Raw genomic sequence first — 22,892 nt, forward strand, 5'->3', positions numbered from 1 at the left:
GTTCATCCCTCCATAAACCTTACACACCTAAACCTATCCACCCCAACATACTTCTCACCTAAACTCAAAATCTCAAACCCTATTTTCTTATAAAACAACACGGCATCCCGATCCGTTTCAGCCGTTATACAAGAACAAGAAGAAAGATTGGTGATATAATCTACCATTCTATTGCCAATGCCCTTTCCCCTGTATTCCGGCATCACGGCGATATGCTTCACTTCACACCGATTACCATCCAGGAATTCAACCCCTATGCATCCAATCAGATCAACCCCGGCCGTAAAACCGAAAAGCCTTCGATTAGCCGATTGAATGTATAAATCATATTCTCCTTCTACTCTCTCTTCAGAAGTCGCAAAGGATAATAATGTCCTGACTTCCCGGTGCATGGATCGATCTCTGATTTCCTCCATAATCCGCCCCCTCACAACATTCTTTCCAAACAGTCGTGCAGCATCCCCTCGTACTCTACTTTCTTATAACGCTCAAAGCCAAGCTTGCTCCAAAACCTGAGACCTTTTACATTTTCAATATGCACAGCTAGACGCAGTCTAGACTGATTTTCATTCCTGATCAGCTGTTCAAACTGTCGGTAGGCTTCCAACGCATAACCTGTCTTCTGAAACTCCTTATGAATGACAAACAAACTGATCCAGGGACATTGATCTTTTGGGTTGCATAAACAGTAATCGACCAGCCCTATGTATGTACTATCTTTCTTGATAAGCAGTCGAATCGTACCCAGCTTTTCAGATTCTTCATACTCTGCACAAATCTCCTCATAACCAATGACCTCTCTATTTTTTGATAAAAGATTGTAGGCTGGATGTGAGTTCATGACTTCATGCTCGACCTTCCATTTACTGAGATGATTCTCTTCGAATGTCATCATTTGTATCCCTTCATCCCATTCTCAAATGCTTCCGGATCATCATTTTCTACTCCATGCAACGCTTCCTGCAGAGCAAATGTACCTCGATAGAAATTGATTCTGTCAAATATGTGATCCCCATTCGGATACATGTTCAGGCACATGCGGACGAAGTGTTCCCCATAACTGGATAACAGACCTGCGAAATCATAAGCAGGATCACCCACTCCCGCTTCACCAAAATCAATGATCCCGGTCACTTCATATCGTTTCGCATCCCATAAAATATTCGATGATCCAAAGTCTCCATGAATGAGGACCGGCTGAAAATCCAGCAATTCATTTTTCGATAGGAACGAATCAAAATGATGGCATACATCAAGCCTGGCTTTTTCATTCATATAAGGGAAAAGGTTTTCCTTGAATCGCTCGTATAAATCCTCTATTGAACCCCGGATATCAATCTCACCATCATCAACAGGCTGGGAATGCAACTCCAACAAAAAACCTGCCAATTGGGAGGCGATTTTTTCATGGTAGTTCTCATTTTCTTTAAATGATTCTGGCCACATGGGCTCACCCTCAATCAACTCGTATCCCGTGAACACTTTCCCCACTTCTTCCGTTTCCAGCGATTGATATAAAGGATACGGGACAGCTAACCCAACGTTCCCCTGAAATCCTTCCAATACGCTCGTTTCATGCTTTAGCTTCCTAATTCCCTCCATGTACTTCGAAAATCTGAACACAAGGGAACGATTCACGATGAGTACATCATTATTCTGACCGATTTCATTCATTTCGCTGAGAGTGATCATTAACTCCGGGTATACTTCTTTTATTCTTTTTTCATAAGTTGAAACCATATGTGCTCCTCCTATTTTCTTTCATATAAAAACAATTCATACTCATCCCTAAACCGGACTGCTTCCTCAAGGAACGGATAATGATTACTCCCCTCGAAGATAACCAATCTGGAATCTGGTATACCCTCAGCCATTTCGATTGAATACTTCAAAGGGCACTGAACATCGAATCTGCCGCACATGATCAGGGTGGGGACTGATATAAACTCCAATTTTCTCGTCACATCAAATACTTGCAGCTCACGGATGAAAAAGTTCATGCGTGCCGCAGACATCCCTTTATGTATACCCAGGGAAAAAAGCTCATGATATTTCTCAGGACGATGTAATGATAATTTCGTTCTTTCTACTGAAAGCTCTTTTCTCTTATCAAGGGATAAATCCGGTTGCTTCAACGCTTCAATCAAATCCTGCATCCTGCTAAAATCAGGGTGTGCTTCGTTGTATATGCAGTCCTCCGAGAAGGTCATATACTCTCTCGCAGCTCCTCCGACAATCACGGTGAAATCCAGACTATTTGAGAAGTGAATTCCGTAAACGATTCCTAACATCCCTCCGGTAGAATGTCCGGCAAATCCCCAATGACGAAACCCCAATGCTTCTCTAACAGCCTCCAAATCATATATCGTTTCCAGCATGCTTAGCTGATAAGATGCATTTGCTTTGTCAGATCCACCTGCTTCCCTTAAGTTGATCAAGAAGACCTGGTTGGTTCCTGTGAACGCCTCTGCGAAATAGTCGCCCGTCCTATTAAACTCGGAATAATGGTGGGTGACACATAGAGGATCTCCCTCTCCCTTCATGAATATTTCAAATACGGCTCGTGATGTATGCAGTAACTTTCTTTCCCATCCTTTCATCCTTACACCCCTTTTCACCTGTAAAAAAGGCTTCCCGAAATGGGAAACCTGATGGATCACGATTCTTCAAATCGAACGCTTAAAGGCTTGTTCAGATTTCTCAACAGAGGATTCACCCTGAAGTACAAGGCAAAGATCAGGTAACCTACACCTGATATCACCAAGAGGAATCTTCCGGAAGTGAACTCTCCGATCACACCGCCGAGCAGAAACCCTAAGGGACTCAGTGACCCTAGCAGCGACGAAATGAAGGCAAAACCGATTCCTATATATCCTTTTGGAAGATTGACCTGAATCAACGTTTGCACATAAATCCCGATGATGCCGATCCCCATCCATGATAAACCAAACAATAGGTAAGGCATGATCGACAAGTCCTTCAAGGTAAACGCCAGCACCCAACATAAGCCAGACCAAAGAGACAGTAGCGGCAGAATGCGATTTAGCGCTATTTTCTCTACCTTACTGGATAAGGCGGTCCCTGTCAGAGTACCTAAAGACATGGCCGTCAACCAGAATCCGTATTCCGCAGAAGATTCGGAAATGACCGGAAGCATAGCCATCCCCATCGTCGCCATCACATTCATAACGATAATGCCGAATACCATACTTAGAAGCGTTTGACGTCCTTTCACGACCTGAAATCCTTCTTTGAAATCTTCCTTGTACTGCTTGATGAAACGGACGGTTCGTACTTCCGTTTCCTTTTTCGACCTTGGGACGCTTAGATAGAATAAAAACAGCATTCCCGTCCCGATCAATAAGACGCTATTCGTCACATAAATCAAACCCAACCCAACAAATGCGATCAAGATCCCCGATACAGCATCACATATGATATCGAGGGTTTGATAAGAAAAGGCGAAAATCGAGTTCACTTTTGTAAGCTGTTCACGGGGAGTCAGGCTCTCAATGAGGGCACTTTCAGTCGGATACGTGCATTCCGATAACGAAAGGGCCACAAACATCAATGTGAATAACAGTGGCAGCCATAAGAGATTCGTATAATACAAGACAGAAATGGCGCTGACCAGCACTCCCTGCCCGAGCATGGCGACATAAAGAATCTTCTTCTTTGAAAATCGGTCAATAATGGGACCGTATAGAAATTGAATGGTGACGGGCAGAATGGCCACTGCACTTGTCAAGCCGATTAACAAAGGCGAAGACGTAGTCGATTTCACGTACCAAATCGTCGCAATCATGTAAAAGCTGTCTGCAAAATTGGTGATGATCCTGCCTGTCAACAGAATCATTAATTGTTTATTCATATATGAAAATCCTCCTTTAATGATAAGCAAATAACCCGTTGTTATCCGCTAACCTTAAGGCGGTTTCCACACAATGAATGAGTTCTAATGATCGAATGGATTTTGAAAACGTATGAGAATCATAGCTTCTTTCCTTTCTTATACTAGTATTGGTAATTATTTCATAAATATTTCGAATCTTCAACCTAAAATAAATAACCATCCCTGCAGGCGGATGTTCTTCTCCACATGCAGGAATGGTTTACTTTAGAGTGTTAAATCATTTGTCACCTGATCAGAGGCAAGCCCGATCAACCTTCTCCCTGTCATCCAAATGGCAATGCTCGTCACCCATAGAATCAGCGCAGATCCCAGACCGACAACAGTCATATAAGCATTGAGCTGATGTCCGCTCAATGACAACGTTTCAGGAACGATAAGCCAGGTGACAACAGGAACTACACATAGTAAAATGCCCGTGTAATAATAAATCCTGACTCGGAAAAGCCGTGCCAATGGCAGAAAATGAAGGCCGACGATCAAGGCAATGATGATCGGGATATATTCCGGGTGTCCGACAGCATTGCACACACCAATGGCAATTCCAATCGCTATCCCCTCCGCGGCGAAAATGGTATTAAACCACACTCTCATTTTCCTGCCATCACTCCCGCTGCGGATGGATGTCCCTTGTGGAAAATCCCTCGATGCTGAAATCAGAGAGAAACCTCCGACGGCCAACAACATTCCGATTGCTATAGCAACAGTTAATAACCAGGGACTTCCCCATCCCTGCAGTCCCATGACACCTGTATACGCCCATAATGTACCGAAAAACGCCATGAATAAAACACCCGAAGCCGTTCCACGCAGATCACCTTTAGAAACTGTATGTACCATCAAGTACACTCCTTTTCGAGTTTCATTGGAAGTTCAATCATTAACCATATCTATTCAGTTATCTTCTTAATATCACTGGCCACGACTCTTCCAGGAGAACCTTCCTCCAACACCTCATCGACTTTCATAACTATTTTGTCTCCCTCCGAAAATTCTTTGGCATCTTCCGTTTCTACATATAAAAAGGTAATGTTTAAATTCGATAAATCTTCCTCTTTTACCTTTTCCAGCGACACTAAATCGGCAGCCGTCAAATCTTCTCCAATCAGGATCTGATTTTCTTTCACCTCTATGATGTAACCATAGACGACATTTTCATTTTCGTTGCTTTTCTCAGGATGTTGGGAGGCATGGATGATGTACTCTGCAATATCAGTGAACGGCTTGGAGCTTTCATGAGATCCGCAGGCATTCCAGTTAAGCGTGTGATTCCCCCCATTGATCTTCACTTTCATCAAATAGTTATCCACCTGTTTTCCTTTAGGACAATCATCACTTGTAGGCTTGGACTGTAAATAATTTACCAGCACCAACTGCTTGTAGACCTCCTGCTTATCCTCATCGTTCAATTCGATTGTTTGTTTTTCTCCTTCTTTGGGGCCGTACCTTAACTCCACCTCAAACACATCCTGGCGGTTGACGTCATAAGAAGTCTCCAGAACCCCCCAGATTCCCCCCTTTACCCCTTCACAATCTGTCAGATAATATGAAAGATTGGTAGGATTCTCTTCCCGTTTCAGTTTTCCGCATTGAAAGGTATCAACCTCACCATTACCATATTGGTCTCTTGTATAGTCGTGTGTCACATTGATTTTCTTCCCATCGTAAGCTAAATCCGTGATTATGGGATCTCCCTCGATCGTATAGGATACGACTCTCAAATCTCCTTCTTTCTGTTTTTCTACTTGCTGATAGTAGTTCTCCATTTTATCCAATCCTGATATCCCGCCATGCATATTCACCACATCTGGATTCAACTCGGAATCGTCAATAGGTTTCGCTGCCTGATCACTGTCTTGACATCCTGTGAGAAGAACGAGAATAACCCCAAGCATCCATAGCCATTTTTGTTTCACCACTGTATTTCCCCCTTTGAAACTCTAAATCTTATATCCCTTTTCCTGAAAACACTCCATGAGTTTCTTTCTTAACATCAAATGGTTCTCCTCCGAATACAAATAATCACCATTGATCCAATGATCCTCTGAATAGGTCCATACAGGTTTGGTTATATACTTTTCCCCTTCCCACTCGTATCTAGGAAAAATGTGAGTATGTAAAAAAGTATCTGTATTCCCGTAAATCGAATAATTGATTCGTTTCGGATGACATACTTCTGTGATGACATCTCCGACTATGCTCATATCAAGTAAATATTCACTTCTCTGTTTCATATCAAGTTCGTTCAAAGAACTCACTTCAACTGTTGGCAGCAAGACGCAATACCCGGGCAAAAACTGGGTATCCCCCATTACGGCAAATCCACTTTGCATCTTGGCCAGGATCATGGGATTTTGGCCAGCATGGGCAGACGCGATCCGGTCTTTTTTCCAATCGTTTTGATTTAACTCCATAAACAGCCTCCTAATGGCAAAAGTGTATAGAATACCATGACAAACGAAATAACAATCATTAAAACAGAACGATAAAAATCAGGTAAAACCGAAACAAAGCCCCGAGGAATAACACACCAACAGCAGCCATTAAAAAGTATCTGAATTTGAAAAGCCAAGTGTACTTATATTCATTAGGGTCCTTCCACTTCCTACGGTCATTTTTTATAGTGTAAAAGAATAGTAGGACCAACGGCAGAACGATGAATATGATCATACCAAGGAAGAAAATCTGATTATAATACTCCATAGAAGATTCAGTCAGAAAAACCTTCAATACTTCCCCTAATGCCACAAAGAGCAAGACCAACATCATAACATGGGAAGTAAATATGGCAGAAAGTCTTCTTCCTTTTTTCAGGTCCCTAATAATTAGAAAAGGAATTAAAAAAAGAAGGATAAGCACCGCCAATCCATAAAAATATGTACTTCCAGACAAAAAAATCCCCTCCTTAGTTCATCACAAAAAACTGAGACATCCAGGCAATATAATAAGCACCAGGAATAAAGATCAATTGAGCGAGCAGCGTCCCGAACAATCTGGAGATAACCATCATGATGGAGAGACCTTTCAGCTCTTGATAATGTCCCTTTCCAGTTGCTACGTCATCTGCCAGTACGGATATCTTCGGGTCAATAAACAGCGTCAATAAGATCGTTGCAACCCCATTGATCAATCCCGAAGCCATGGTCGCACTGCCTGGTCGATCAGGTACGATGAGTGCTGCATAAAGCGCTGAAAGAACGCCAATTGTGTAGACCGCTGTAATGACCATATTGATAAAAAACAGCCTCTTTGGGATCCTCCTGAAATTGATTCCCTTCAAATATCTACGGCCCGGCTTGGCAATATGGTGAATCCCCCGTTTATAAAGGTCATTCTGAAACCCGAGCTTAATTAATCTCGGCACGGAACCTCCCTGCTCTGAAAGATGGATAATCCCCCTTGAAAACAAAGCAACAAAGGTGGGCAATAACACAATGCCTAAGATTGTCCCTAAAGTAGACGCACCGATCAGCACCCTGAACTGCTCTTCCACCACTTCTAATTTACGGCCCTCAGGTGCAGCATCGGTAAGCCCCCCTGTAAAAGGCTGCTGCATCATATTCGACATCCGTGAAACAATCACCATCATATTAAACAGGGAAAGGCCTGAAGCGATCAACTTCACCCTTGCACCGGATAACCTGACCGCATAAGCGAGTGTTTCAATGCTATGTATGATTAAAATGAATAGTGCAATCGAGATAACCGGTAACGATATGAATTCCAAGATGACAACTCCCTTTTTTATCCAATCCCATTATAGCATTTTAAAAAAGGAACATTTCGTATTTTTGAAATGTTCCTTTAATTCGTTAATTTCTATAAGCCTTATACCAATGATACGGCTGAACTTCTTTCAACGTCTTAAATTGAAGATCACCTTTTGGATGATAAATACCCACTTTCACATTCTCTCCCCAATAGAAAAGCCTCTCCTGGCAAATCCCACAAGGCGTAAGAACTTTGTATTCTGAGTTTTCATCATCCCGTACGACACAAATCGAATGAGTCACTTCCGTATCCAGTTTATGTGCCTCCAATATTGCCCCGGTTTCAATGCAAAGTTCTGAGGAAGCATTGATGATTTCCGGGGAAACGCTGGTCAGGATATCACCGCTTTTGGTATACATGGCCGCGGCACCTCCCCAGCCAGTTGTATATCTTTTTTCTATTAATGCTACTGCTGCATTGAATAATAATTGTTCAATATTCATTAGTTGTCCCCCATTATCAATACTATGAATTTAATACTACCGGGGAGCTTTACAAATTACCAGATGAATCCAGGAGAAAGCCCATGATAATTATGAACACCAAAAGGCCCCAAGCCATGAAGTTTAATGACTTGGGGCCTCACTCTATTCACTCATCCCTGAACCGCCGGAAAATAAGGAACCACTTCCTCCCCAAGCTCCTGAATGACTTCATCAGCCGGTCGCTGACTGTCAAACAGGGCAAAGAAGAGGTGATTGACTCCGGCCTGCTTGTAGATATTTAATAATTCAATCAGATAGTTCCGGCCGATCCGGAATCCCAGACGGATCGGTCTTGGGATTTCATTCGGATCCTCTGCAAGGTCCAGATGCATCGGCTGGCTGAATGGCTTGAAGACACCAGGATGGTACACTTTTACCAGGCTTCTCCAGCGCTGGATCGTCACTTCCTGGTCATGAGGACTGCGCGGATAGTACATCCAGCCATCCCCGTGTTCGGCAAACCACTTCATGTCCTGTTGGGCATATCCTGTGATGAAGGTTGGGATGCGCGTCGTCGGTTTTGGTACAAGATTGGCATCCCGGATATTCCCCCTCGATGACTCTATGTGAGGGAACTCCTTGTACAGAGCTTCCTGCAGATAGTGATAAGCTTCCACGAACTTCTGACCACGGTCCGGATGAGATGCCCCCATTGCGGCAAAGTCTGCCCGGCGATCGCCGGATGATACCCCAAGAAGGACCCTGCCCGGGAACAGTTGATCAATCGTGGCGATTTCCTTTGCCACCCGAAGCGGATGTCGAAGCGGCAGTACCGCGGCAGCCGTTCCGAGGGCAATATCCTTGGTTTGACTGGCAAGGTAGGTCAAGTAAATCATCATGTCATAAATCTGTCCGACAGCAGGATCTCCGAAGTTTGGATCCTCCAGGAGAACATCCCTGAACCACAGGCTCGTGAAACCCAGTTTTTCTGACAATTGGGCAAGCTCCACCTGCTTCTCCATCGTAGGAGTTTCAAATTGATAATTCTCAAGGGGAATGTGAAGACCCAGCGTCAATTCTCCCTCTTTGTACATACGGTTATACGACTTATGATGTGCAAATGGATTCATCTCTCCCTCTCCCTTTCTTCATTTGACTTGAGACGGCGAATAGTGCCGCTCCGGTCAAGATCGTAATGATAACAGCTTTTTCAATAGCTCGATGTTTATTGCGTCGGTTCGCTCTTTCCTTCCAAACCTGAACCATTCTACCGTCTCCTTTAGGCTGACTTTCGTTCGATGCCTCGCAGCCACGCTGTTAATAGCACAGCTCCTGCCACCATGATGGCACCGATCCACGGCGTATGAATCAAACCGATTCCATCCACGATAAGTCCTCCTACGAATGAACCGATGGCAATCCCCACGTTGAATGCGGCGATGTTCAGGGCAGATGCGACATTGACCGCTGACGGAACATACTTTTCGGCAAGATTCACAACAAGGATCTGCAGTCCCGGCACATTCATGAAGGCGAATAATCCCATTAGGAAAATCGCGATAAGTCCCGCCACTTTAAATGGTGCTGCAAATGTAAGAGCTACTAGAATGATGGCTTGCAGAACAAACATCCAGAATAACGCTTTTAATGGGCTTTTGTCAGATGCTTTCCCCCCGACAACATTTCCGATTGCAACGGCAATTCCGTATACAAGTAGGATGATACTTACCCATTTCGCACTGAATCCTGTTACGTCTTGTAATAACGGCGTTAAATATGTGAACGCGACGAACGTTCCGCCATACCCAAGGGCTGTGATGGCAAAGGCTAGTAATAATCGACCGTTCGTTAAAATTTTCAATTGTTCACTGAACTTGGCTGGTGGTGCTTCTTTCAAGTTCTTCGGCACAAGGATGGAACTGGCAATAATTCCGACAATACCAAGGAGAGCAACTCCCCAGAATGTGGCTCTCCATCCGAAGGCCTGTCCGATGAATGTTCCAAGTGGTACCCCTGTCACGGTCGCAACCGTCAATCCCGTGAACATGAAGGCAATCGCACTGGCCCGTTTATGGGCAGGCACGAGATCGGCCGCAATCGTTGATCCGATTGAGAAGAAGATCCCGTGTGAAAATGCTGTGATAAAACGGGCAACAAGCAACAATCCAAAGCTTGTGGACATGGCCGCAACCGAGTTTCCTACAATGAATAAGAGCATCAAGGACATAAGCAGCGATTTTCGGCTCATCTTATTGGTCAATGCCGTCAACACCGGTGCTCCGATGGCGACTCCAATGGCATAACCTGAAATCAATAATCCTGCAAGTGTGATCGATATCGATAAATCATCAGCAATCGATGATAATAATCCAACGGGTACAAATTCTGTCGTCCCGATTCCAAAAGCACTGATGGCAAGGGCAAGTAACGCCGGTGTGCCACCTTTCGTTTTTGACTGATTTATAGTAGCTGAAGTTGAACTCATAACGAAACTTCCTCCTTAAAATGTTTGTGATTTGAGAAACGAAGGCGCCTTCCGTTCCTCTGTACACATTATGATAATGGGTACAACTATTCGTGAGAAGTACGCACTTTAAAGTCGTGTAGGTACTTTTTTGTAACCTAGGTACTCCTAAGTGCCTATATTCCTTTCAAACCCCTTCTGCGAAATTCGGCAGGTACTGTTTGAAAAGCTAAACTGAATTATGAAGGATCGCTAACTTTTTGGGAAGAACGCACTTTGAAGTGGCATAGGCACCTGGAAGTACCTATGCATGGTAAGCTCTTTCCTGGTCAAATGATGAGGAAGTGGTTACACTAAAAAAGGAATGATGTGATAGAGGAGAGTAGATGATGAAAGCACTTGTATTTGAAACATTCGGTGGACCTGATGTCCTGCATGTCCAGGAGATTGAAGCTCCCGAAATCGGACCGGATGACGTTTTAGTTGAAATGAAGGCAATCGGTCTGAATTTCGCCGATGTATATAGAAGAAAAGGAAATTATCACTTAGCAGGAAACCCGCCATACATATGCGGTTATGAAGGGACTGGGATTGTCAAACGTGCCGGAAGCAATGTCACAGGAATTGAGCCTGGCGACCGCATCGCTTTTGCCGATGTACCTTATGCAAATGCTGAACTTGTGGCCGTACCTAAAGAGAAAGCCATACCTCTTCCAAACGATATTTCGTTTGAAACAGCTGCCTCCCTTCTACTGCAGGGCTTGACGGCCCATTACTTAACGAAAGACAGTTACAGCATAAAAGCAGGCGATACTGTTTTGGTCCATGCTGCAGCAGGCGGGGTCGGACAGCTCCTTGTCCAAATCATCAAGATATTGGGCGGCACCGTCATCGGATTAACGTCTTCGGAAGAAAAAAGGCAGTCCGCACTTGCGGTGGGAGCTGACCACATGTTTTTATACAGTGAAGATTGGAAACAGAACGTACAGGATGTAACAGATGGTAAAGGCGTGGACGTCGCATACGAATCAGTTGGTTCAACGTTGATGGACACGTTCGAATCAACCCGCATCGGAGGGACGGTCGTCTTCTTCGGTATGGCGGGAGGAGATCCTGTTTCTGTTGATCCAAGGATGCTGATGGACACTTCAAAAACCCTGACAGGCGGGGACTTATGGAATGTATTGACGTCCCACGAAGAACGGGTGAACCGCTCACAAGAATTATTCGGATGGATTCAGGAAGGAAAATTGAAGGTTTCTGAACCGACGGTCTTTCCTTTAAGCGAGGGTGCAAAAGCACATGAGTATTTGGAAAGCAGAAGGAGTACCGGTAAGATATTATTAATTCCTTAATGGAATCAATAAAAGACCCAGTCCCTAAACGGGATTGGGTCTTTTATAAATCCTGTGCCAACCGAATCATATCCCTGCACTGGATCCCATTCTCAAAGATTTCTTCAGGATAATGCCTCACGAAAAAGTCCACATCCACCCCAACAATCCTGAATCCACACTTCTGATAAAGGGCCAATTGACCGACGCCGGAGTTACCGGTACCCACTTCGATGGTTTTGTACCCTCTCTCACTGGCCACCTTCACTGCATCCATGACCAGCTGTTTCCCAATTCCCTGGCCATGCCTCTCTTCTGCCACAGCCACATTCACGAGCTCGATGGTTTCAGGTCTTGTTGGGAGCAGTACATATACTCCTATAATTCGCTGATCATGCTCCGCTACATAGCATTCTCCCCTTGAAGTGTATTCCTTTACAATCTTCTCTGAAGGATCTGCCAAAAGAAGCAGCTCCATTGGAAGTGTTTCATCTGGATTTTGTTTTCTGATGATCATATCTATACCTCCTTAAATATATGGTTGGCACCACAACAGGGGAAGAAAAAATATTCATCTAAGCATAACCCCTTTACTCGCCTAAATTACATAGTATACTAAGTATATATTCTTCATCTTGAAGATAGTGGTTTAAGCTAGGACCCCTTAGTAAATTGAAAAATTCCTTTTTGGGCTTACCTGTTTTGTGGGTAAGCTATTTTTTTGTTGAAAATCATCTAATTGATTCAGGGTGGTGTTCATGGCTCAATCCTTTAAACCAACAAGTGGGGGAACCGGGTCAATGAACAGCCTCAAACTCTTGCTCGCTTATTAGAAATTCCGCTGATACTTGTTGCGTCGTATCCTCTATTTTATTCACAAGCCCCATCAACCTTAAACCTGTATACTTATCTTGTTTACTATGGTATTGAAAGATATGTTCTTCTTTCTCTATCTTTTTCAAATTCTCTCCCTTGCTACCAATTCGTTCTTTAATCGAATCGTTTTGTAAATGGGGATAGAGCATGACTTTGACGATATATTCCTTATCTCTTTCAAGACGGTCAGTCGCATATTGGAAATACCCATCTGAATTCGTTGTAACTTTATCTTTACTGATCAGCGTTTGTCCATCTCTCATAAAATGCTCAATCGTGAGTATGGCCCCTTCCGGTAATCCAGTTTCCCCCTTTATGACGATTTGGTTAGGGAAATTGTACACTTTCCCAGATATGTCATAATCACCATCACTCAGTTTGGACGTTGACTGAGCTGAATGTGAAGAGTGTTCAGAATTGATGAGATAAAAGCCTGCAAGTGGGGTGAGAACCAATATAATCATGAGTATTGCTACATTAGGTCCGGCTGATTGGAAGAGTCGTCTTGTCCAGTTCCTTTTATGTGCCTTTCTCCATACCGTTTGGAATTCCACCGCCGATTGTTCATTATCCACTACATGATCAAATAACTTCTTCACCTTATCCTTCTTCATATAATCCCGCCTTCGTTAAGTCAAATTCCCCCTGCAATTCAAGACGTCTTAATTGCTTAAGAGCCGTATTTAACCTGGATTTCGCTGTGCCCAAAGGAATCCCTAGAATCTGGGAACATTCTCTCAACGTGAACTCTGAGTAAAAGTGTAAAACAATGATCTCCTTACTTTTCCATGAAAGAGAGTGAACGGCCTTCCACAATTCCATCAACTCATCTGATTTCAAGAAGCTCTGTTCTACTGAATTGACCTGATCATTGGCAATGTCATCCGAAAAGAACGAGAAACAGTTGACGATTCTTTGTTTCTTCATGAACGTCTTCGTCACATTCAAGGTAATGGTGTAAATCCATGGTTTCATTGGTCTTGAATCGTCAAATCTGTCATAATGGCTGTACAATCGAATAAACGTCTCTTGGGTGATATCATCGGCTAAACTTCTTAATTTCGTTAATAGCAAAGCTGTTCGATACACATAATCCCTATACTTTCTAAAAATCTCTTCTGCTTTTGACTCTTCAATAAACAATGGACAAACTTCACTCCCCTCCACTATTGATATCGCTCGGGATATGAAAGGAATCGAGCAGAATCGTCCTTTGCCCTACACTCCCTTTTACAACTTTATAAATATAATCGAACATTTGAATGCGGTTAAATTCCCCGTCTTTCACCAAACCCGGAGATCCGTCTCGGATATTTTCACCTTTACGCCCGTATATCTTTTGTATATTGGCAGGTTGTTCTTCTGGATTAAACGTCACAACTAATTTTTGATCCTCATCCCTTTTGTCCCTTGAAAAATTCGCACCGTAAGTATGGTCCCCATTCACTTTTACAATGGTTTCCTCTAGAACGGAATCCGTTTCAATGTCCCTCAACTCTACCTTAATCTCTGAACCTTCTTCTAATGTGCTGGTGCCATTAACTGAAACCGTATTGCCGACCGTCTTCACATCCCCTGCAATTTCTCCGTCTTTTTTTGAGGCAGCACAGCCACTAAGAATCAAGGCCAGTAATCCAAGTAACACTAGAACCCTATTATGAATCATCTCTATCCCCCATTTATTTATCATTCACTACTATTACCAGCAAACGAACAAAAGGGTTCGATGATCATTCCATTTTTTTCAAAAATAAAGAGCCTCACTCTATGAAAAGGGTGAAGCTCTTAATGAATCTCTTCTATTCTACTCTTTCTCACCTTCAGAGCTCTTAACGAATCTGACCAGAAACACTGTCCCCGTGCAGTTTAGCACAATGCTTGCACTCAGGATGACAGCCCACAGTGGCGTCGGGAGAGGCAGAATAAATGATAAAAGCAAGAAGATAACTCCTCCCAAAACAAATAGGATACCTTTAGATACATGGTTCATGATTTTTCCTCCAGAAGTATATTAATCTTAGGTTAATTAACTATTTTCCAAACCCGACCATCTTCCATCGGGATGATCTTGCCCAAAAAGCCAAAAGTTCTATAGGTCAGTTGTTCTCCCGTATCATACTCATAATTCCTCTCGTATGAAGAAAAAAATCCAACGTTTCTAAAATGGCCGGACCGTCTCCAGACGGCTTGATTGTCTTTTTCACAGTAATTAACCCCTCCATCTTTTGTACAAACTATGTCATTTTCATCCAACATCCATTGTTCCATTTCTTCACTAGTGGGAGAAGTATAATCCATGACAGCAAATAATAGGATGAATACTATAATTCCTAAAACAACCATTCTCTTTTTTGACAACACCATTCCACCTTTAATCAGCTTACATGTTTTGAATAATCAATTGGATACATCCTTCAGCCGTTGAACTGGATGTATCTACCTTCACGTCATAATTCATCCCTTCATGCACAATCGCAGCCTGTGATAAAGCCATTCCTCCAATACGGTCCCTCCGTTCTTTCTCACGGGCAGCCGCGACGGTCGGATCACAGAATACACCGACCCAGAACACCTGCGTTCCTTCCAGGGCAGTCTCCCATTTTTGACGCCCTTTCACTCCGCTTAAGAAAACATCGTCAATGATGATGCGGGCACCTCTTCGGGCCATTTCTCCGATACCGTGCATCCAGGCAGTCTCCAGTTCTTGAAATTCCGTACCCGGAGTGACCGAGCCGTCTTCATCGAACTTGATACCGCTGTCTTTCTTTAACATCGATTCAGGCATAGATTGGATTAGATCATCGATGCTGAATCGCAGCCATGGATCGGATAAGGCCTTTTGCAGATATTTCGCCAGCGTTGTTTTGCCGGAGCTTGAGCCTCCATTTAGGATGATGATGTTGGTCATGGGTATTCCCCCTTTCAAGTAGCAGAGCCAAAGTCAAATACTCGGTGCAAAAGACTGATCCCTGACCACCACTGTCTCAGGAACGAATTTAATCAGGACATTACTGTTCCCCAAACCTTGAAATCTCGAATCCCATCTTTCTTCATCCGGTCCTAGGTAACGTTCAAGCAATTTCTTACCAATCTTCTGATCAAATGGTTCTACCGTGGCTTTCCCTCTGAACCCTGCATGAAGTACTTTTCCGGTTGTATGGTCGAGATCTACGATACCGATGGCACACGAGGGGTTCTCTTTGATTCTTCCAGGAAAACTGTCTGAAGGAGGCGTCCCAATGATATAAATGTGTTCGTTTTCCCAATAGAACCATACCGGTGATTCTCTTGGACCTTCTTTTGATAAAGTTGAAAGGTGTGCAAATAAAGGTTTCTTTAAAAATTCATCTAGATTAAAGTGTCTTTTACCTGTGATAATGTTCAATACGTTTCATCCTCTCCGCATGGAGCTTCTCATTAAATTGAAACATTTTCCATCGCTGTCCGTAAAGTAGATAAAGGGGGAATCAGCAAATGAAAAAACTGGCTATGAAATTATTCATTTTAACGACATTGTTGGCATTGGTCGCTGGATGCAGTGCACCTAAGGAAAAGGATGAAAATGTGGAAACCATCCAAACCTTTCTGAAAAGCGAATTCACCGGACCTGATGATGAACTGAAAGCTGCATTTGAACAAGATGGCGCCTTTCCACCTGAGCTCAAAGAGTATGTAGAAGAGAACTATAAGCCTCTCGTGATGGATTGGGAGGATATGTTGAATGCCAACCACATACTGGTATTTCAAAGAATGGCTTTCGAGAACGGATATCAAATGAAACCAACCAATATTGATATTCAAAAGGATGAAGATCTTGCTTATGAGTTTGCGGTCAAAGTGGAATACAGCAAGAATGGTGAAACGAACACCGCGACCGTCAAGGCAAGAATGAATCTCAATGAAAAAGGGAAGATTGTAACCATTCGAAATATGGATGATGGTGGATTGTTGGAACAACTCAAACCATGAAGGAAAGACAGTTGACTGGTACTAAAAGGGAACTTCTAACAAAGGAAGTTCCCTTTTACTTGGACAGAAACCTTCATTTCATGGTCTTTCACGCAGAAGGTCCCCCGCCACCACCTGTTTGATTATTCGCATTCGTGGCTTGTTGAGAATGCTGAGCCGACTTTTGATAAGCTTCGTCTCTTGAGTCTGGCGCATTCTTTTTGATGCTGTCCCCATAAAACTCCATCTTCCTTGAACCGATGAAAATACGGATAGCAAAATAGACGATGACGACCCCAAGAAAAATCAAGAAATACATGATAACACCCCCAGCATTTCAGAATTGTCTTATATTTACTGTAACATAAATGGTTTATCCTTTTGGAAGTTCATTATGAGAGATTACATGTTTTAAAAACTCAATCTTCTCCAAATCCTTATGATTATTCTGGTCTGCCCGGTAGCTGTCTTTAGATGAAGCTTCGTAAACATGTAAGTACTGCTCCGGATTCAGCAGATAATAATTTACTTCTTCCACTCTATGTATCTCGAGCCTTTCTACTTGTACTCCTGCGAATTCCGGCAGCGTGTCGATAATACCGAACTCTACCGATATTCCATCTTTCGAGAATTCATGCTCATGCAAATCAATCAACACATAGTCCATTGACTCCATGATCTCTACAATCTCATTCCAGTTATGTATGGATGTTTCGGCAGGAACTTCCCATCCCCGCTTATCACCAGGCACGTGGATGTCCAGATCCTGTGCATCCCAGCTCCTGCCTGTGACCTCCTCCAACCCGACCGAACCCATGAGTAGTGGAGTAATACCTATCCCATTTAGCTCCCGGGCAATTTTAATAAATTCATCAAACTTTTTCATGGGAAAACTCCTCCCGTAGAATACTCATCCGTAACCGATCCACGAACTCCCCATTTCTCCATCTGTCCTGCCTTAATATGCCTTCTTCCACATAACCCATTTTTCTGTAAGACTTGATGGCCTGCTCATTATCGATCTCTACTCGGAGCCAAATCTTATTCAACCCGAGTTCCTCGAATCCCCAATGAAGCATCTCGCCCATGGCAGCTAATCCGTAGCCTTTGCCCCAGTATGTTTTATCCCCGATCGCGATCCCGAGTTCAGCATGCTTATTTAACCGGTCAATGTTTTTCAAATCGACCCAGCCGATGTGCTTGCCTTCTCCCGTGATGATCGCTTTCTGTTCGTATCCATTCGATTTGTTGATGCACATGTCAATCCAGGCACGGGTTTCTTCCAGGCTGAAGGGAGGATATTTTGCCGGCATGTTCAAGTGTTTGGTCACTTCTTGATCCAGGCACCACTGGTAACGATCTTCTGCATCATCATGCGTCAGTTCTCTTAATGATACGATTGGCCTTTGAGTTGTGTTCATTATCATTTCCCCCTTCACTCTTGAATGCTTCTGTAATGCTCCAGTATGTTGATTAGAATGGCTTTGTTGTATCCCGTTTTCCCATGAATCCTTTCAGCCCATTCTTCCACTGTTGCCAGCTTCCGGTCCTTTATCAAACCTTCTGTTGTACTCAGAAAGCTCTCCCAATTATAGAACTCCCAATGGGCGGTTTCAGATTGATACGGAATTCTGCACTCCAATAGTGGATGATTCTTTATCATATGTTGAGAATGCTCCGCAGCCTTAAGGAAGGTATCCATCTCGATTCGTTCCGTCTGAAAAGCTTGTTTCGATACTTTCCCATTCGGTCGATGATAGTGGACTTCGATACCGGTTGGATGATCTAGAACCTGCACCTTTGCAGCCGGGAAAAATCCATCTAATTTTTCAGTGGTATAATCGGGACTCTTCGTATCTATTAATATCGGATTCAACCACTGATCGCCCATGTCGCAAAGATATCGATCCCCATTTTCACTCAGCGCAATGACGGCCGCATGAGCCTCTTCCGAACCAAGGTTATGGCCGACGGGATACGCCTCGACTCCGTCCCTTTTAAACTCATCCAGTAACCAGAGTGCAAGATCCAAACAATTCCCCGACATGCCGAATTGTCCCCGGTGCTCGCGCATGAGAGAGACATCACGCTGTTTCTTCGCACTTCCCTCGTTATAAAACCAAACCTTCGTTAACGTCTCCATTGGGAAATCATTGAACTTATTCCATGTGTTTAATATGCTATCTGACGCATTCATGTTCGCACCTCGGATTGAATGTATGGCATGATATATCTCTTATATTCATCCGTCAGCCCGTGCGGAAGTTCATTCAGTTTGAAAAATTGAACTGAAACCGATTCAGATTCATCCACTTCCATTTTTCCGCTCACGTCCTTCGTGACATAGACAGCCGTAACGGAATAGAGTTCATCCCCATTCGATACCTTGAAATAATAATCCTGACCGGAGAAGATGTTGACCAGGGTCAGTTCCCCGACCTCAAGTCCGGTTTCTTCCTTCACTTCTCTCCTTGCCGTTTCTTCTAAACTTTCACCGAGCTCCATCAATCCTCCCGGGAGTCCCCAACCACCGTCTGTCCGGTGCTGAAGCAGGACTTCATGCTGGTCGTTTACGATGATGACGACAGCCCCGGGGAGAATTAAGGGTAGGGTGCCTACAAGTTTTCGCAGATCTTTGACGTAGTTCATTATTTCCCTCCTTATGAATGAATCATGACGAAGAAAGGGTTCAATTGACTTAAAAAACCAGCTTTGCACATGAATTCAACTCATTTAACCACTTTGTCGAATATCCTTCAGAGCTGCTTTTTCCGACTTCAAATTTCTGATTTTCGAAATGAAATGATTTATTATAAACCCCCCTACTAAATAGACCAGTAAGAATACATCCGGCACTTCTTCCCAGATTAATTCTGTCACAACAAACAATGCGATCGAACCCAGTACGGCTATCAACCACAATCTCAATTGAAATGTTCTCTCTGACATACAATCCAACCTTTTTTAATCTTTTGCTAAAGTGAATGTTTCCTCCTGATTATCCCATCTCACCGTTACCTCAACCTCAGTATCTTCACTCATTTTGGCATTCGTGGGACCTGATTCACTGCTGTCACGGATCACTCCATTCTCTTCAAGGGTCACACCCGTTCTGCCAAATCCACCAACTTCTTCTACGTCATAGGCAACATTCCCCACAGAATCAATATCCTCCCCTTTATACTTCAGAACAAAATCCTGTTTTTCAAAATCACTGGACTGGTTGACGTTTAGTTCAGCATGCCAGTGATCGGACTCTCCGGAGAAGGAGAAGTCTTTGGTGTTGCAGGCTGTTAACAAAAGAACCGTCCCCATTAGCATGATGAATTTTCTTAACATAGGAATACACTCCTAACATGTGATTCTAGATCTCTCTTTTCAAAATGTGTCTACATTTCTTAAAACGAGCTCGACTTACGAATGATCTCCCCATCAGGATTCACACTATATTGAGCAATCGAATTGGAGACCTCATCTTCACCCTTAACCCCATCCTTATAATTGAACGTAATTTCCCATGCCTTGGACGAGCTGCTGAATTTGGTTTCTTTTGAAAGGAGTTCCACATCGTTTAGATTGATTTTTTTAACGGCAGTTTCATTGTGATCCTTTACATCATTTTCAAATTGTTCCATTGCAATGTTCTCCGCTTCCTCGCTGCTGATTCCATCATTCTTTCCGCAGCCGAGCAGGAAAAGAACTACTGAAATACTTATCATGAAAATGAATATTTTTTTCATATGATGTTCCTCCCTGATACAACAGCTTTATTACTCACAATTCCAATTATTCCAGTTTATTGAAAGTAACTCAATGATTAGTTCATAAAAAAGAAGCTTACCTATTGTTTTTAATAAGCTTAGATAATTATAATTTTTTCTCAATGCCGGTCCTAAGCAAAATATCTCTTATCTCCATAATAGAAGACACAATGGCAAACGGAGTATGATCCGTTGGCTTTTCTTCCCCTCTGAAATTGACCCATATTGTTTCCATTCCTGCTTCCATGGGTCCAAGTACATCGTGAGTCCATGAGTCACCTATGAATATCGTCTCTTCGGGTTTCTTTTTGAAAGCTTCTAAAGCAACATTGTACATTCTAGAATCTGGCTTTCTAAAACCTAATGATTCTGCGTGAAATATCTTATCCTTGCTGAATATATCCCCTAAACCCATATTGAGTATCTTTTGGTGAGGATCATAAAGTCCGTTTGTAACAATGGCAACTTCATAATGCTTATTCAATTCATTCATTAAATTTAAGACGGATTCATCGGCAGTAATATAGTTCATACTGGTGTTAAGAAAGAGTGATTCCAATTGATCAATTTCCTCAACATTTGCTTTCACGCCAAAGGAATCAAGAGCACTCTTCCATCTTTCTCTTTTAAATTCAAATGTGGTTAGTTCACCACTTACAAGTTTATCTATTAGAAATCTTGGAGGTTGTTTTATTTTCTGCAAGAATCGTTTTTCATCCATTCCCTGTGTCATTGGATGTTCCGCAAGAGACTGAACCAGCCCATCGTCAAACCATGCGGAATTTTCAAGCAGAGTGTCATCCAAGTCAAATAGAAGAAGGCTATACTTTTTCATTGGTTTATCAACCCTTTAGTTTTTTAGAATTCAAGTTGGGTCTCTGTATGAGAAACGAGGATTATGAGCGTTGATTTCCTGAATATTAAAGATGTCTCTTCAACACACTCTCCACCCACACAACTTCACCCCTCTACTTCATAACGAATGCAACCGTCCCATCACCACGGTATCGTAATAACGTCCGTCCGATAATAATTTATCTCTTTTCAATACTCCCTCAACTTCAAAACCGTTATTTTTATAAAGCATGATGGCTTTTTCATTGGTTTCAAGGACATTCAAGGTGATCTTCTTAATGTCGTTGTCATCTGCCCAGCGTATGCTCATCTTTAGTAGATTTTTCCCGATAGCGTACCCCCAGAATGCCTGTAATACGCAAACACCAAACTCAACCTTATGAGCTGCACGCTTTAAGGATGTCCCCTCACATCTGGAGAAACCAGCAATCCTGTCCTCGACTTCACAAACCAGGAAGAGATTTCTCGGACTCTCTGAATCTTGTTTGATGATCTGATTGAAGCCCTCTTCGTCTATGTACGCCTCTCCTCTTTCCCTGTCCATGTTTTCCGTCTCTCCATCTACTTGGAGCCGGACTTCTGAAAGCTTGTGCGCATCTTCTTCTCTTGCTGACCTTATAATATAAGTTAGACTACGAATATGAAATTCTATTGGATGAATAATGATCTTGATTCACTCCTTGAACTTGTGCTCGCTATACCCTGAAACTATTATCCATTAATTTCTAATTCCTAACAACCGTTATCTTGATCATCACATCAAGAAGTAGCACTCGAATACCTGCCCAACCCCTTCCTCCACAAAAATCCTGTAAACTGCGATATCACAAAGGTCAACAGAAGCAGTCCCACCAGTTGAACCAATGAAACTCCATGGAACAGCGCATATGTCGGAACTGCAGCCACTATTCCAACAGGAACGATGGTATAAAGAAGCCACTTAATCATCGGTGGATACAGATCAACGGGATACTTCCCCATCGTCCATATACTTGAAAATAGAATGAAGCCGCCACCTGTTCTACCGAGCCAAAATGACAAGATGCCGATCCACATTCTGAAGGAGTAGCTGATGATGAGGGAGCAGGATAACAAAAGGACAAACTGAATGAAATGAAGAAGCACGACCTCATCGAAATGAAAAAAGACTGCTCCCGTTATGACGGTGAACCCAAGTAGGATGTCAGTGATTGCCCACACATTGCAGCTGCCGAAGCTCGATAGGAACTGGGCATTCTCCGGTAGTAATAGCGTTTCGTCCAAGTGACCGTCGACGACCTTATCTGGTAAAGCTTCAATGTTCCCCATGACAAAAAGGGAAAGGACACCTGCCACCAATTGGTAGACTCCAAATAACGTGATGATTTCTACATATGTCCATCCTGCCAGTGAATCTGTAAATTGAAACACAATGCGGAGGCCGAATACTCCGCTTGCGAAATAGAAGAGTGTAGAAACTGCCTGTGTAAGAAAATTGACTCTGTAAGGCAGCTGGGTCATGAGCGACATTCTAAAGAACAGGAATACTAAAGCCAACTTTTTTCTCAT

Annotated in this window: 35 protein-coding genes; 2 read left to right on the plus strand and 33 right to left on the minus strand. The window is 43.0% G+C overall.

Translation table 11 applies throughout. From position 1 onward, the window contains the following. Nucleotides 1–2: 2 nt before the first annotated feature. The 14 genes from SLH55_RS01595 to SLH55_RS01660 form a co-directional block, all read right to left on the minus strand. Entirely contained in the window at nucleotides 3–416 is a 414-nt protein-coding gene (locus tag SLH55_RS01595; protein WP_320322360.1) for a GNAT family N-acetyltransferase, read from the minus strand. A gap of 11 nt (nucleotides 417–427) precedes the next feature. Beyond that, nucleotides 428–895, minus strand: a complete 468-nt coding sequence (locus SLH55_RS01600; RefSeq protein ID WP_320322361.1) for a GNAT family N-acetyltransferase — start codon at nucleotides 893–895, stop codon at nucleotides 428–430. After that, nucleotides 892–1,740, minus strand: coding sequence for an aminoglycoside phosphotransferase family protein (locus SLH55_RS01605; RefSeq protein ID WP_320322362.1), 849 nt, complete (start codon nucleotides 1,738–1,740; stop codon nucleotides 892–894). Before SLH55_RS01605 ends, SLH55_RS01600 begins: the two co-directional genes overlap by 4 nt. Before the next feature lie 11 nt (nucleotides 1,741–1,751). Then, nucleotides 1,752–2,600, minus strand: a complete 849-nt coding sequence (locus SLH55_RS01610) for an alpha/beta hydrolase (RefSeq protein WP_320322363.1) — start codon at nucleotides 2,598–2,600, stop codon at nucleotides 1,752–1,754. Between the two features lie 56 nt (nucleotides 2,601–2,656). After that, nucleotides 2,657–3,871 carry an MFS transporter gene (locus SLH55_RS01615; RefSeq protein WP_320322364.1) on the minus strand — a complete coding sequence of 405 codons (1,215 nt, stop codon included), beginning with the start codon at nucleotides 3,869–3,871 and terminating at the stop codon, nucleotides 2,657–2,659. Nucleotides 3,872–4,117: 246 nt separating this feature from the next. Continuing rightward, a complete protein-coding gene (locus tag SLH55_RS01620) occupies nucleotides 4,118–4,750 on the minus strand; it encodes a DUF7010 family protein (protein WP_320322365.1) in 633 nt (210 codons plus the stop codon). A 50-nt stretch (nucleotides 4,751–4,800) separates the two neighbouring features. After that, on the minus strand, nucleotides 4,801–5,829 hold the full coding sequence (locus tag SLH55_RS01625) for a DUF4362 domain-containing protein (RefSeq protein WP_320322366.1): 1,029 nt from the start codon (nucleotides 5,827–5,829) through the stop codon (nucleotides 4,801–4,803). Between the two features lie 21 nt (nucleotides 5,830–5,850). Further along, complete coding sequence (locus SLH55_RS01630; RefSeq protein ID WP_320322367.1) at nucleotides 5,851–6,324, minus strand: hypothetical protein; 474 nt, start codon at nucleotides 6,322–6,324, stop codon at nucleotides 5,851–5,853. A 58-nt stretch (nucleotides 6,325–6,382) separates the two neighbouring features. Beyond that, nucleotides 6,383–6,802: a hypothetical protein gene (locus SLH55_RS01635; RefSeq protein WP_320322368.1), complete on the minus strand. Its 420-nt coding sequence runs from the start codon at nucleotides 6,800–6,802 to the stop codon at nucleotides 6,383–6,385. A gap of 13 nt (nucleotides 6,803–6,815) precedes the next feature. Then, on the minus strand, nucleotides 6,816–7,637 hold the full coding sequence (locus SLH55_RS01640) for a lipid II flippase Amj family protein (RefSeq protein ID WP_320322369.1): 822 nt from the start codon (nucleotides 7,635–7,637) through the stop codon (nucleotides 6,816–6,818). An 85-nt stretch (nucleotides 7,638–7,722) separates the two neighbouring features. Beyond that, nucleotides 7,723–8,124 (minus strand): cytidine deaminase, encoded by a 402-nt coding sequence (locus SLH55_RS01645; protein WP_320322370.1) that lies wholly within the window; start codon nucleotides 8,122–8,124, stop codon nucleotides 7,723–7,725. A 152-nt stretch (nucleotides 8,125–8,276) separates the two neighbouring features. Continuing rightward, the gene (locus SLH55_RS01650; RefSeq protein ID WP_320322371.1) at nucleotides 8,277–9,236 is read right to left on the minus strand and encodes an LLM class oxidoreductase; all 960 of its coding nucleotides are present in this window, start codon (nucleotides 9,234–9,236) and stop codon (nucleotides 8,277–8,279) included. Then, the gene (locus SLH55_RS01655; RefSeq protein ID WP_320322372.1) at nucleotides 9,214–9,372 is read right to left on the minus strand and encodes a hypothetical protein; all 159 of its coding nucleotides are present in this window, start codon (nucleotides 9,370–9,372) and stop codon (nucleotides 9,214–9,216) included. The genes SLH55_RS01650 and SLH55_RS01655 overlap by 23 nt, the downstream gene beginning before the upstream one ends. A 13-nt stretch (nucleotides 9,373–9,385) precedes the next feature. After that, nucleotides 9,386–10,591, minus strand: coding sequence for an MFS transporter (locus tag SLH55_RS01660; RefSeq protein ID WP_320322373.1), 1,206 nt, complete (start codon nucleotides 10,589–10,591; stop codon nucleotides 9,386–9,388). A gap of 368 nt (nucleotides 10,592–10,959) precedes the next feature. Between SLH55_RS01660 and SLH55_RS01665 the strand changes: the two genes are divergently transcribed. Next, nucleotides 10,960–11,925, plus strand: coding sequence for a quinone oxidoreductase (locus SLH55_RS01665; protein WP_320322374.1), 966 nt, complete (start codon nucleotides 10,960–10,962; stop codon nucleotides 11,923–11,925). A 43-nt stretch (nucleotides 11,926–11,968) separates the two neighbouring features. Here the strand turns inward: SLH55_RS01665 and SLH55_RS01670 are convergent, their stop codons facing one another. The 8 genes from SLH55_RS01670 to SLH55_RS01705 all read right to left on the minus strand — a co-directional run bounded on the left by SLH55_RS01670 (nucleotide 11,969) and on the right by SLH55_RS01705 (nucleotide 16,165). Further along, the gene (locus SLH55_RS01670; protein WP_219166710.1) at nucleotides 11,969–12,421 is read right to left on the minus strand and encodes a GNAT family N-acetyltransferase; all 453 of its coding nucleotides are present in this window, start codon (nucleotides 12,419–12,421) and stop codon (nucleotides 11,969–11,971) included. 280 nt (nucleotides 12,422–12,701) lie between these two features. Beyond that, nucleotides 12,702–13,394: a hypothetical protein gene (locus tag SLH55_RS01675; protein WP_320322375.1), complete on the minus strand. Its 693-nt coding sequence runs from the start codon at nucleotides 13,392–13,394 to the stop codon at nucleotides 12,702–12,704. Then, nucleotides 13,381–13,923: an RNA polymerase sigma factor gene (locus SLH55_RS01680; RefSeq protein ID WP_320322376.1), complete on the minus strand. Its 543-nt coding sequence runs from the start codon at nucleotides 13,921–13,923 to the stop codon at nucleotides 13,381–13,383. The genes SLH55_RS01675 and SLH55_RS01680 overlap by 14 nt, the downstream gene beginning before the upstream one ends. Before the next feature lie 10 nt (nucleotides 13,924–13,933). Beyond that, nucleotides 13,934–14,446, minus strand: a complete 513-nt coding sequence (locus SLH55_RS01685) for a hypothetical protein (RefSeq protein WP_320322377.1) — start codon at nucleotides 14,444–14,446, stop codon at nucleotides 13,934–13,936. Nucleotides 14,447–14,584: 138 nt separating this feature from the next. Then, on the minus strand, nucleotides 14,585–14,770 hold the full coding sequence (locus tag SLH55_RS01690) for a hypothetical protein (protein ID WP_320322378.1): 186 nt from the start codon (nucleotides 14,768–14,770) through the stop codon (nucleotides 14,585–14,587). Nucleotides 14,771–14,802: 32 nt separating this feature from the next. Beyond that, nucleotides 14,803–15,138 (minus strand): hypothetical protein, encoded by a 336-nt coding sequence (locus SLH55_RS01695; protein ID WP_320322379.1) that lies wholly within the window; start codon nucleotides 15,136–15,138, stop codon nucleotides 14,803–14,805. Between the two features lie 22 nt (nucleotides 15,139–15,160). After that, entirely contained in the window at nucleotides 15,161–15,688 is a 528-nt protein-coding gene (locus SLH55_RS01700) for a chloramphenicol phosphotransferase CPT family protein (protein WP_219166704.1), read from the minus strand. Nucleotides 15,689–15,721: 33 nt separating this feature from the next. After that, on the minus strand, nucleotides 15,722–16,165 hold the full coding sequence (locus SLH55_RS01705; RefSeq protein WP_219166703.1) for a pyridoxamine 5'-phosphate oxidase family protein: 444 nt from the start codon (nucleotides 16,163–16,165) through the stop codon (nucleotides 15,722–15,724). 89 nt (nucleotides 16,166–16,254) lie between these two features. On the opposite strand from SLH55_RS01705, the gene SLH55_RS01710 reads away from it, so the two are divergent. Next, the gene (locus SLH55_RS01710) at nucleotides 16,255–16,749 is read left to right on the plus strand and encodes a hypothetical protein (RefSeq protein WP_320322380.1); all 495 of its coding nucleotides are present in this window, start codon (nucleotides 16,255–16,257) and stop codon (nucleotides 16,747–16,749) included. An 88-nt stretch (nucleotides 16,750–16,837) separates the two neighbouring features. Here SLH55_RS01710 and SLH55_RS01715 read toward each other — a convergent pair whose 3' ends face one another. The 11 genes from SLH55_RS01715 to SLH55_RS01765 form a co-directional block, all read right to left on the minus strand. Continuing rightward, nucleotides 16,838–17,047: a hypothetical protein gene (locus SLH55_RS01715; RefSeq protein ID WP_320322381.1), complete on the minus strand. Its 210-nt coding sequence runs from the start codon at nucleotides 17,045–17,047 to the stop codon at nucleotides 16,838–16,840. Nucleotides 17,048–17,101: 54 nt separating this feature from the next. Further along, a complete protein-coding gene (locus SLH55_RS01720) occupies nucleotides 17,102–17,614 on the minus strand; it encodes a phosphoribosylanthranilate isomerase (RefSeq protein WP_320322382.1) in 513 nt (170 codons plus the stop codon). Beyond that, complete coding sequence (locus SLH55_RS01725; protein ID WP_320322383.1) at nucleotides 17,601–18,149, minus strand: GNAT family protein; 549 nt, start codon at nucleotides 18,147–18,149, stop codon at nucleotides 17,601–17,603. Before SLH55_RS01725 ends, SLH55_RS01720 begins: the two co-directional genes overlap by 14 nt. Before the next feature lie 14 nt (nucleotides 18,150–18,163). Beyond that, nucleotides 18,164–18,925: a hypothetical protein gene (locus SLH55_RS01730; protein ID WP_320322384.1), complete on the minus strand. Its 762-nt coding sequence runs from the start codon at nucleotides 18,923–18,925 to the stop codon at nucleotides 18,164–18,166. After that, entirely contained in the window at nucleotides 18,922–19,377 is a 456-nt protein-coding gene (locus SLH55_RS01735; RefSeq protein WP_320322385.1) for an NUDIX hydrolase, read from the minus strand. The genes SLH55_RS01730 and SLH55_RS01735 overlap by 4 nt, the downstream gene beginning before the upstream one ends. A gap of 84 nt (nucleotides 19,378–19,461) precedes the next feature. Next, on the minus strand, nucleotides 19,462–19,677 hold the full coding sequence (locus SLH55_RS01740) for a hypothetical protein (RefSeq protein WP_320322386.1): 216 nt from the start codon (nucleotides 19,675–19,677) through the stop codon (nucleotides 19,462–19,464). Nucleotides 19,678–19,692: 15 nt separating this feature from the next. After that, nucleotides 19,693–20,067, minus strand: coding sequence for a hypothetical protein (locus tag SLH55_RS01745; protein WP_320322387.1), 375 nt, complete (start codon nucleotides 20,065–20,067; stop codon nucleotides 19,693–19,695). A 59-nt stretch (nucleotides 20,068–20,126) separates the two neighbouring features. Continuing rightward, a complete protein-coding gene (locus tag SLH55_RS01750) occupies nucleotides 20,127–20,468 on the minus strand; it encodes a hypothetical protein (RefSeq protein WP_320322388.1) in 342 nt (113 codons plus the stop codon). A 127-nt stretch (nucleotides 20,469–20,595) separates the two neighbouring features. After that, nucleotides 20,596–21,324 carry an HAD family hydrolase gene (locus SLH55_RS01755; protein WP_320322389.1) on the minus strand — a complete coding sequence of 243 codons (729 nt, stop codon included), beginning with the start codon at nucleotides 21,322–21,324 and terminating at the stop codon, nucleotides 20,596–20,598. A gap of 138 nt (nucleotides 21,325–21,462) precedes the next feature. Next, complete coding sequence (locus tag SLH55_RS01760) at nucleotides 21,463–22,011, minus strand: GNAT family N-acetyltransferase (RefSeq protein WP_320322473.1); 549 nt, start codon at nucleotides 22,009–22,011, stop codon at nucleotides 21,463–21,465. 92 nt (nucleotides 22,012–22,103) lie between these two features. Continuing rightward, nucleotides 22,104–22,892: an ABC transporter permease gene (locus SLH55_RS01765; RefSeq protein WP_320322390.1), complete on the minus strand. Its 789-nt coding sequence runs from the start codon at nucleotides 22,890–22,892 to the stop codon at nucleotides 22,104–22,106.

Origin of the sequence: Rossellomorea sp. YZS02, assembly GCF_033963925.1 — a bacterium.
GTDB lineage: Bacteria > Bacillota > Bacilli > Bacillales > Bacillaceae_B > Rossellomorea.